At 33.3% G+C, this 774-nt stretch carries 1 protein-coding gene; it reads right to left on the bottom strand.

Going from position 1 to position 774, the window contains the following annotated elements; all coding sequences use genetic code 11:
• Positions 1-170 precede the first annotated feature (170 nt).
• Entirely contained in the window at positions 171-536 is a 366-nt protein-coding gene (gene mscL, locus ODU39_RS10195) for a large conductance mechanosensitive channel protein MscL (RefSeq protein ID WP_105139647.1), read from the bottom strand.
• Positions 537-774: the final 238 nt, after the last annotated feature.

The raw sequence follows: 774 nt of genomic DNA, 5'->3' as shown, positions 1-774 counted from the left end.
ATATCATAATAGTTAAAAAATTGGGTTAAAAACTTCCTTTTTGTGCGCCCTAAATACAAAAACTATTCCCGTCTTATCATCAACTGCTCGGACGGGAATAGTTTCTTTTATTGCTTAAATGCTTAACTTAATGACATTGGGTATGGAGACCTGTTTTTCAATATTATTGATTATTTTTTCAATAAATCGCGGATTTCTGCAAGCAACTCTTCTTGAGTTGGACCAGCAGGAGCTTTCTCTTCAACTTTCTTAGGCATTGCTTTCTCAGCTGCTTTAACAACAAAGAACATCGAAGTGCCAATGATTAGGAAGTTAATAACAGCGCTCAAGAAACTACCGTACTTCACACCATTCCATGCAAGGTCAGCAATATTTTGTACATTTGCTGCTTTCAATGCAGGAGTTAAAATCAATGGAGTGATGATATCTTCAACAAATGATTTAATAATTGCGCCAAACGCACCACCAATTACCACTGCTACAGCAAGGTCAACAATGTTCCCACGGAACAAAAATGCTTTTAAATCTTTCAACATATCCTAAATATGTCCTTTCATAAATATTTTACTTTACCTATTATACCCATAAAAAAATATTTTACAAGTAATTTGTTTTAGAAATTTTACATTTTCCCTTATTTAGTATACAATCCCGTCTTTGACAGTTTGAAACGACAAAAACCTCCCTAACTCTATGCATATCAAGGGTTTAGAGAGGTTTTCTTTTTATATCAAAAATGCGTACTTTTTCTCGATTTTGATGCTTGTAAAATTT

Source organism: Streptococcus sp. 2021WUSS126 (genome assembly GCF_044427255.1).
GTDB classification, from domain to species: Bacteria; Bacillota; Bacilli; order Lactobacillales; family Streptococcaceae; genus Streptococcus; species Streptococcus hashimotonensis.
The sequence above is the reverse complement of the archived record's forward strand: the minus strand, read 5'-3'. Positions and strand labels throughout refer to the sequence as shown.

Excerpts from the sequence above, each read along its gene's own strand:
- mscL (WP_105139647.1), bottom strand. The coding sequence starts at position 536 with ATGTTGAAAGATTTAAAAGCATTTTTGTTCCGTGGGAACATTGTTGAC.